At 72.1% G+C, this 8,300-nt stretch carries 8 protein-coding genes and 1 pseudogene; 3 read left to right on the forward strand and 6 right to left on the reverse strand.

What is annotated here, in order from left to right; translation table 11 throughout:
* Positions 1-131 precede the first annotated feature (131 nt).
* Positions 132-1,055, reverse strand: a complete 924-nt coding sequence (locus ABZ646_RS10120) for an alpha/beta hydrolase (protein ID WP_360515443.1) — start codon at positions 1,053-1,055, stop codon at positions 132-134.
* Positions 1,056-1,120: 65 nt separating this feature from the next.
* Between ABZ646_RS10120 and ABZ646_RS10125 the strand changes: the two genes are divergently transcribed.
* Positions 1,121-1,597: a MarR family transcriptional regulator gene (locus ABZ646_RS10125; protein ID WP_360515422.1), complete on the forward strand. Its 477-nt coding sequence runs from the start codon at positions 1,121-1,123 to the stop codon at positions 1,595-1,597.
* Positions 1,598-1,612: 15 nt separating this feature from the next.
* Here the strand turns inward: ABZ646_RS10125 and ABZ646_RS10130 are convergent.
* From ABZ646_RS10130 to ABZ646_RS10145, 4 genes and pseudogenes are all read right to left on the reverse strand, one after another.
* Positions 1,613-1,970 (reverse strand): annotated as a pseudogene (locus ABZ646_RS10130) (cytidine deaminase).
* A 62-nt stretch (positions 1,971-2,032) separates the two neighbouring features.
* On the reverse strand, positions 2,033-2,701 hold the full coding sequence (locus ABZ646_RS10135) for a hypothetical protein (RefSeq protein ID WP_360515425.1): 669 nt from the start codon (positions 2,699-2,701) through the stop codon (positions 2,033-2,035).
* Positions 2,702-2,790: 89 nt separating this feature from the next.
* Positions 2,791-3,540: a DUF4232 domain-containing protein gene (locus tag ABZ646_RS10140; protein ID WP_360515428.1), complete on the reverse strand. Its 750-nt coding sequence runs from the start codon at positions 3,538-3,540 to the stop codon at positions 2,791-2,793.
* Between the two features lie 138 nt (positions 3,541-3,678).
* Positions 3,679-4,347 (reverse strand): DUF6445 family protein, encoded by a 669-nt coding sequence (locus ABZ646_RS10145; protein ID WP_360515431.1) that lies wholly within the window; start codon positions 4,345-4,347, stop codon positions 3,679-3,681.
* Positions 4,348-4,596: 249 nt separating this feature from the next.
* On the opposite strand from ABZ646_RS10145, the gene ABZ646_RS10150 reads away from it, so the two are divergent.
* The gene (locus ABZ646_RS10150) at positions 4,597-5,352 is read left to right on the forward strand and encodes a DUF4142 domain-containing protein (protein ID WP_360515434.1); all 756 of its coding nucleotides are present in this window, start codon (positions 4,597-4,599) and stop codon (positions 5,350-5,352) included.
* 1 nt (position 5,353) lies between these two features.
* Here the strand turns inward: ABZ646_RS10150 and ABZ646_RS10155 are convergent, their stop codons facing one another.
* Positions 5,354-7,000 carry a glycoside hydrolase family 13 protein gene (locus tag ABZ646_RS10155; protein ID WP_360515437.1) on the reverse strand — a complete coding sequence of 549 codons (1,647 nt, stop codon included), beginning with the start codon at positions 6,998-7,000 and terminating at the stop codon, positions 5,354-5,356.
* A 289-nt stretch (positions 7,001-7,289) separates the two neighbouring features.
* Between ABZ646_RS10155 and ABZ646_RS10160 the strand changes: the two genes are divergently transcribed.
* Positions 7,290-8,255 carry an LAETG motif-containing sortase-dependent surface protein gene (locus tag ABZ646_RS10160; protein WP_360515440.1) on the forward strand — a complete coding sequence of 322 codons (966 nt, stop codon included), beginning with the start codon at positions 7,290-7,292 and terminating at the stop codon, positions 8,253-8,255.
* Positions 8,256-8,300 lie beyond the last annotated feature (45 nt).

The following is an 8,300-nucleotide window of genomic DNA, read 5'->3' on the forward strand; positions in this document are numbered from 1 at the left end:
TCCTGACGACCGAACGGGCAACCGACCCCTAGCTCCGTACCGCACCGCACCCGACTTCACACCCACCCCACCCCCACTCCCTCCCCCACTCCCTCGACCCTCCGTAGGAGACCCCCGGTCCTCCGCCGGGTTCAGTCCGTCGGCGTGGGGGGCGTGGCGCTGGTGCGAATGCGCTGGCGGAGGAAGAGGGCGGCTCGGTCCAGGGCCTCGTCGGCTTCTTCCAGGACACCTGCGAAGGCCTGGAAGACATGGGGAACGTCGGCGGTGACGTCCAGGACGACGTCCACCCCGGCCTCCCTCGCGCGCTCGGCCATGCGCGTGGAGTCGTCCAGGAGTACCTCGTTGGTGCCCGCCTGCAGCAGCATCGGGGGGAAGCCCGTCAGGTCGGCGAGGACGGCGGGGCTGAGCAGGGGCTGGCGCGGATCCTGTCCCGCGAGGTACATGTCCCCGGTGTGCGCCAGCTCCGCACGGGTGAAGTACGGGTCGGCCCCCGCCTTGCCGTCCATGCTCCGGCCCGTCCGGGTCATGTCGAGCCCGGCCGAGAACGCCACGATCGCGGCGGGCACCGGCAGGCCCGCGTCGCGGGCGGCGAGGCAGGTGGTGACGGCGAGGCCACCCCCGGCGGAGTCCCCGGCGAGCGCGATCGCCGAGGGGTCCTCGCCGCTGTCGAGAAGAGCGCGGTAGGCGCTCAGCCCGTCCTCGACCGCGGCCGGGAACGGGTGCTCGGGGGCCAGCCGGTAGTCCAGCGAGAACGCCCTGAACCCCGTCCTGTCCACCAGGTTGCCCGTCAGCGACATCGCCGTCCTCGGCGAACCGAACACGTAGGCGCCGCCGTGGAAGTAGAGGACCGTCCCGGCCCGCGCGGCGCCGACCGGTTCGACGAGCTCGGCGGGCCGCTCGCCGAGCGTCACGGTCCGGGTGCGGATCCCGGCCGGGACGATCATCCCGGCCATCATCTCCCTGAACCCCGCACGGAGCTCCGCCACCGGCCGGGGGCCCTCGGGCCGGGGCCGCCGGACCATCGCGTCGATCTCCGCGCGCTGTCGCCTGCTCATCGTCGCCTCCACACGCTGCATGCCAAGGAACTATATGCCTAGGAATCTAGGCTAAGATATATGCCATGGCATCCAAGTCAAGCGGTGGCCGGGTGGACCTCCCGGGCTTCTTCTCCGACCTCGTCCGCTGCGAGACGCGCCTGTACAACGCGCTGAACGACCGGCTGCGCGCGCAGCACGGGATCGTCACCTCGCAGTTCGAGTTCCTGCGTTTCCTGCGCGACCACCCGGGGTCCCGGGTCGCGGACCTCGCCGTCGAGTTCGCCATCGGGATCGGTGCGACCAGCAAGAGCACCGACCGCCTGGAGAAGCAGGCCTGGGTGGTACGGCGCACCAACCCGGCGGACCGCCGCTCGTCGCTGCTCGACCTGACCGACGACGGCCTGCGGCTCGTCGAGGCGGCGGAGGAGACCTTCACCCGAACGCTGGCGGAGCTGACCGCGGGCACGCTCGGCGGCCCTTCGGGACCGGCCGCCGTACAGGTCCTCGCGGAGCTCCGCTCGGCGCTCGAACGCGACCGCGTCGGCCTGCCCACGGGCTGACCGGCGCCTGCGTGTTCAACGCGGACCGGGCTGGTCCGCGGCGGCATCGAGCTGGTGGTCGGCCCAGACGTAGGTCTCCGGCAGCAGGTTGCCGGCACCTGCCGCACGGGGGCACGACGCCCCGGTCGCGGTCGCCCACGGCGACGACGGTGTCCAGGTCGTAGGCGCCCTGGGCGGCCGCCGCGCCGATGAGGACCAGCTCCGCGCAGGGTCCTCCCGTGAAGTGGTAGGCGTTCACCGCCGTGACGATCCGGCCGTCCCGGGCGCGGGCCGCGGCCGCCATGGTGTGGTTGTCACCCCGGCAGCGCGTGCGGGCCACCTGCGCGGCGGCCCGGACGAGTTCGTGATCGACGGGGTGGGTCTGCGTGGTCATCGGCTCTGCCTTCGTCGGATCCCGGACGGCGGACCGTTCGCACGACGATCACCCGGTACGGGTCAGTCCTCCGGAGGCCGGGCCTCCATCAGGCGTTCCGCGATGTCGTCCGCCCAGGTCTGGGCCCAGTGCCGGAGACCGGTGAGGGCCCCGGCGTCCAGGCCGAGGGCCGTGAACTCCCTGTCGTCCATCCATTCCGTGCCGGTGAGCCGGGCCTGGAGGTCGGCGAGGTCGAAGGTGTCCCGGGCGTGCCGGCGGCCCAGGTCCTCCAGGTCGGGAAGGGACCAGCGGTCCGCCGCGGCGTGGACGACCAGCAGGTCACGGGGCAGGCCGCGGTCGGTCAGGGCCCAGACCCGCATGCCGACCACGTCCTCCAGGGACAGGGTCAGACCGAGTTCCGTCCGCACCGGGGGGTGCCAGAGCGCCTCTTTGAGGATGTCGACCTCGCCCTCGTCCCCCGAGACCACGTCGGTCACCATGAGCTGGGCGGAGAGCGGGTCCGTCTCGCGGGCGACCACGCCCCAGCCGTGGTCGCGCAGCCCCGCCGCCACCGTGCCGGCGATCATCCGCATGGGCGCCGCGTGCTGCGTCGCGACGTCGAGGGTCCGGCCGGGGCGGTCGAACAGACCGTGGGCCTGGGCCGCGTAGTCGCCGGTCAGCGCCAGGGGACAGGCGGCACCGGCCGACAGCACGTCGGGCAGCAGGCGCCGGTGCAGCTCGGTGAGTTTCACCTGGCGGCGGCCGGTGTCCGGTGGGGGCGTCCGGCGGGCGGGTGCGGTCGGGCCATGACCCGATTATCGCGGGCCGCGACGCCCTGCGCCTAACGGGTGACGGGTCCGACGTACGTCCCGGGGTGCGTCGCGCCGTCCTGGAGCACCAGCGCGCCGCCGTGCCAGGGCAGGTCGTACGACGTGCGCTGGTTCGGCGCGGTGATGACCACGGTGGTGGGGGTGAACGCGGTGGAGTCGCCCTGCTCCGCGACGAGGTAGGTCAGGGTGAAGTGGGCGGCCGCGCCGCTCGCCAGCGTGACCCGCTGCGGGGCGGCGTCGGTCCGCCGGAGCGACCACTGCCGGCCGCTGTTCACCAGGTCGACGCCCGGGAAGCCGTACATCGTGCAGGTGTGGCCGCTCTTGTTGGTGAGCGCGACCACGGCCTGCTTCTGGCCGCTGCCGCTGCCGGTGTCGGCCCAGGAGTAGCCGATCTGGGCGGCCTGGCAGGCGGCCACCGAGCCCGCGGCGGAACCACCGGCGGAGGAGCCCCCGGAGGCGGCCGGGCCCGACGTGCCGCTCCCGCTCCCGGAGCCGGTCCCGCCCGTCGACGTGGCAGCGGCACCCGACCCGGACCCGCCGGCCGAGCCCGACCCACCGGTCGTACCGGAACCGCCCGTCGACCCCGACCCGCCGTTCGCACCGGACCCCGTGGCGTCGCCGGCCGCCGGCGCGGCCGTACCGCCGTCGGAGTTCACCGACCCCGAAGCGGTGCCGTTGCACGCGGTGAGCAGAGCCATCAGCGCGGCGGCACCGGTCAGGGCGGCGGCGGTCTTGCGGAGGTGCGGACGACGGTTCGACATGGGGTCCCCCAGCGGTGCGTTCTTCCCGGCTCTCTGCCGGACACCCCTTTCGATGCCGCCCCCGCAGGGGAAGTTCGGAGATCACCGTCACGGGTCCGTCGTGGTCACGTCACGCCCGCTGTTACAGAACGGCGCCGCTCACGCCATCCAGAAGAACACCGCCGTCATCCGCTTCTCCGCCAGCGTCTTCCCGGCGTAACCCGTCGCACTGTGCACGAGGTTGGCGTTGTAGAGGAGCAGCCGGTTGTACTTGTGCGGGACGCGGACGTCCTCCTCGAAGTGGTCGCCGGGCACGAACCGCGTACCGAGGGCCTCGACCAGGTTGGTGTGCGGGGCCTGCACGACGTTGCCGCCGAGCCGGCCGCCGGGCAGCGACTGGCGGTAGAACGCGGTGCCGCAGTCCTTGGCCACCCCGGGGTTCAGGTACAGCACCGCCGCGTACCGGCACAGCGCCCGCGAGTCCGTGTGCGGGCGCGGCTCGCTCTCGCCCTCGCCGACCACCTGCACGCAGTTGTGGTTCAGGGTGCCGCCGCCGGGTGCCTGCTGCACCCACAGCTTCCCGGCGCCGGTGGCCTGGCGCACCAGCCCCTCCACGACGTCGAGTTCGGCGGGTTCCAGACCCGGCATGGTGCGCAGACCGGGCCAGGTCTCCGAGGTGTACGGGTACCCCTGGACCCAGTCGTCCTTGGCGAGACAGCGCTCCCGTACGGCGTCCGCGTCGGGCAGGACGTCGTCGAAGACCCAGTAGTCGCGGCCCTTGGTGGGCTTGCGGTAGGGCAGCACGGGAAGCACGGAGTGTGGGGGCATGCGGCGAAGCCTGCCCGCAGCTTTGTCATGACCACATGGACCAGGGGGAATCATCACCGTCCCCTGAGGAAGACATGGGGAGCCGACGAAACCCTTCGAGCAACACCTCACAAGTTCTTTGCCAAACCAAAAGGTTTCCGGCGCTTCCCTGTCCGTACTTCTCTGCGTCCGACCCCGCCGCACGCGGGACCCCCGACCGGGCCGGAGGTACCGATGCCCTTTTCGCGTAACGCGACAGGCACTCTCTTCGTGGGAGGAGCTCTGAGCCTGACCCTCGCGGCGCTCGCCTACCCGAGCATGCTGGGTGTGAACACCACGTCCAGCGCCACCACCAGAGTCATCGCCAACACCCAGTGGGGCCCGCTGACCGAGGGCGACCGCGACTTCGTGGTCAAGGTGCGCGCGGCCGGACTCTGGGAGTACCCGGTGGGCCAGCTCGGCCTGAAGAAGGGCACGAACCCGGCGGTCATCACCGCGAGCAAGCACCTGATCGACGGCCACGCTGCGCTGGACATCAGCTGCCGCAAGATCAGCCAGATGCTCAACATCGCCATCCCCAACGTGGCCTCGCCGCAGCAGCAGGGGTTCGTCAGCACCCTGACCGCGGACAGCGGGCAGAAGTTCGACACCGACTTCGCCAACATCCTGCGCGTGACGCACGGTTCGATCTTCAACACCATCGCGAAGATCCGTTCCACCACCGAGAACACCCTGGTGCGCACCCTCGCCGACCAGGCCAACGCCACGGTCCTCGACCACATCACGGTGATGGAGCAGACCGGCCTGGTCGACTTCCCCTCGGTCCTCTTCCAGGAGACGACCGCGCCGAAGCTGCCCGCCACCGACCTGACCCCGCCGCCGCCGGACCCGGGCCAGCCGCAGGTCGTGCTCACCCCGCCGGTCAACAGCACGACCAAGCCGCCGGCGCTGCCGGGCGAGCCGGGCTTCACGGGCAGCGGCGCCGGGGTCGGCAACGGCGGGACCCCCAGTCCCACGGCCGGCTGAGTCAGGCGCCCAGCCACACCGTGGCGTCGGACGGCAGCGTGCCGTCCAGCGGCAACGGCACGCTGGCGAGCAGCACTTCGCCCGGCGGCAGCGGCACCGGCGCGGACGACACGTTCGTGACGCACCGCCAGCCGTCCGACCGGGCGAAGTGCAGCACACCCGCGGGGGCCTCGGCCCAGGTCAGCGTCTCGCCGTCGAGCAGCTTGCGGCGCAGCCGCAGCGCGGTGCGGTAGAACTCCAGGGTGGAGCCCTCCGTACCGGCCTGCGCCTCGACCGCGTACGACGCGAACCACGAGGGCTGCGGCAGCCAGGCACCGCCCGCCCCGAAGCCGTACGACGGTCCGCCCGTCGTCCACGGCAGCGGCACCCGGCAGCCGTCGCGGCCCTTGCGGACATGGCCCGTCTGTTCCCAGATCGGGTCCTGGAGGACCGCCGTGGGCAGATCGGCGACCTCGGGCAGGCCGAGTTCCTCACCCTGGTAGACGTACGACGAGCCGGGCAGCGCCAGCATCAGGAGCGTGGCGGCACGCGCCCGCCGCAGGCCCTGTTCGGCGTCGACCGCCGGGGCGTGGCCGCCGGACAGCAGCCAGGCGCTCTCGTCGGTGCCGGCCGGCAGCAGCAGCCGGGAGGCGTGCCGTACGACGTCGTGGTTGGACAGCACCCAGGTGGCGGAGGCGCCGGCCGCGCGGGCGGTGGCCAACGAGTCGGTGATCACCTGACGCAGCGCGTCCGCATCCCAGGGAGCTTGCAGATACTCGAAGTTGAAGGCCTGGCCGAGTTCGTCGGGGCGGGCGTACAGGGCGCGGCGGGCACCGGGCACCCAGGCCTCGGCGACGGCCGTGCGGGGCGGGGCGTAGGCGTCGAAGATCTTGCGCCAGTCGCGGTAGATCTCGTGCACCTCGTCACGGTCCCAGTAGGGGTGGGTGCCGGGCGGCACCCGCTCCAGCGCCTCCTCACCGGTCGCACCGAACTCCGCCACGTCCCGCAGCGGTGCGGCGAGGTCCTTCACCAGGGCGTGGGCCACGTCGATCCGGAAGCCGTCGACGCCCCGGTCCGACCAGAAGCGCAGGGTGGTGCGGAAGTCGGTGCGGACCTCCTCGTGCTCCCAGTTCAGGTCGGGCTGTTCGGGTGCGAAGAGATGCAGGTACCACTCGCCGTCCGGGACCCGCTGCCAGGCGCTGCCGCCGAACACCGACTGCCAGTCGGAGGGCGGGAGTTCACCGTGCGCACCGCGGCCGGGGCGGAAGACGTAGCGGTCCCGGGCCGGGGAGCCGGGACCGGCCCGCAGGGCCTCCTGGAACCAGGGGTGCAGGTGCGAGGTGTGGTTGGGGACGACGTCGACGATCACCTTCAGGCCCAGCCGGTGCGCCTCGGCGGCCAGCGCGTCGAAGTCGTCGAGGGTGCCCAGACGCGGGTCCACGTTCCGGTGGTCGGCGACGTCGTAGCCGCCGTCGGCGAGCTCGGACGGGTAGAACGGGCTGAGCCACAGGGCGTCCACGCCGAGCGCGCCCAGGTGGGACAACCGCTCGGTGATGCCCTTGAGGTCACCGAGCCCGTCGCCGTCCGCGTCGGCGAAGCTGCGCGGATACACCTGGTAGATCACCGCTTGGCGCCACCAGTCGGGGTTCCTGGAGGAGAGGTCGACCACGCGTGTTCCTTTCGGACGGAGCGACTCGGACGGAGAAGACACCGACAGGAAGTCTGTCCATATTGCCGTGAAAGCGAACCTTCACCCCGGCCGGAACCGTTCGTTCCCTGTGTGAGGGAGTTGTGATGCTCTCTCAACAAACCTTGCTTCAGAGCAGGTTGACAGGGCTCGGCGAGGCCAACCACCATGGGCCGCACACTGTGGCGCATGTGACCGACGGGCCCGGTGTTTCTTCGCTGTGCCTTCGTTTCCGCTGCCTTCCGCGGCTTTTCCGCACGATGGGATATCCATGTCCATAGCCAGCCATGTCACCGCGCGCCGCCTGCTGGGGACGGGCGTCGCGTCGTTCGCTCTGTGTGCCGCCACCATCGCGGGCGCGTCCGGTGCCTGGGCCCACGGCGGTGCCCCCGGCGGCGACGGCTGGAACTCCGGCGGCCACTACAGCCCCGGCACCGGGGCCGGCACGGAGACCGGCACGGACAAGTGCCAGTTCTCGATCAACGGCACGGACTTCTTCGACTCGGTGAGGGTCGACGACCAGAACCTGAAGGTCACCGACGACGGCAAGGTGCACCTGAAGGTCCGCGCCGCCGGTGGCGCCGCGAGCTGCACCGCCTCGCTCGCCTCCTACATCGCGCACGGCCCCACCTTCGCCACCTCCGGCGAGCAGATCTTCGTCGACTTCGACTCGGTGACGGTCAAGCAGGGCCAGACCGACTCCCTGGACATCGCGGTCCCGGACGCCGGCTGCTTCGCGCAGATCGACCTCTACCGGGGCGCCGTCAAGTTCGACGGCAAGAAGGACGCCAACGACGGCTTCGTCCACGGTGACCTGCCGGCCGGCCCGGACCACGCGGTCATCAAGGACAAGCTGATCGCGTCCTGGAACGGCGGCACGAAGGACTGCTCGACCAGCGAGTCCTCGTCGCCCTCCCCGTCCCCGTCCGCCCCGGCGCCCTCGCAGACGGAGTCCACCCCGGCCCAGCCGTCCACCCCGGCCGAGGAGACCACCACCCCGGCGCCCTCGGAGAGCTCGTCGACCGGTACGGCCACCCCGTCGCCCTCCGCGTCCGAGTCCAGCACCACCCCGGCCTCGGCCCCCAGCACCGACTCCGGCAGCGGCGGTGGCGGCGACCTCGCCCACACCGGCGCCAGCTCCAGCACCGGCTACCTCGCGGGCGGCGCGGCCGTGCTGCTGGCCGGCGGCGGCGCGATCGTCGTCGCGACGCGGCGCCGCAAGGCGAACCGCGCCTGACGCCCCGACACCGCCCTGGCCGCCCCGAAGACCCAAGGAGCCGAC

The organism is Streptomyces sp. NPDC007162 (genome assembly GCF_040634175.1).
Taxonomy (GTDB): Bacteria; Actinomycetota; Actinomycetes; order Streptomycetales; family Streptomycetaceae; genus Streptomyces.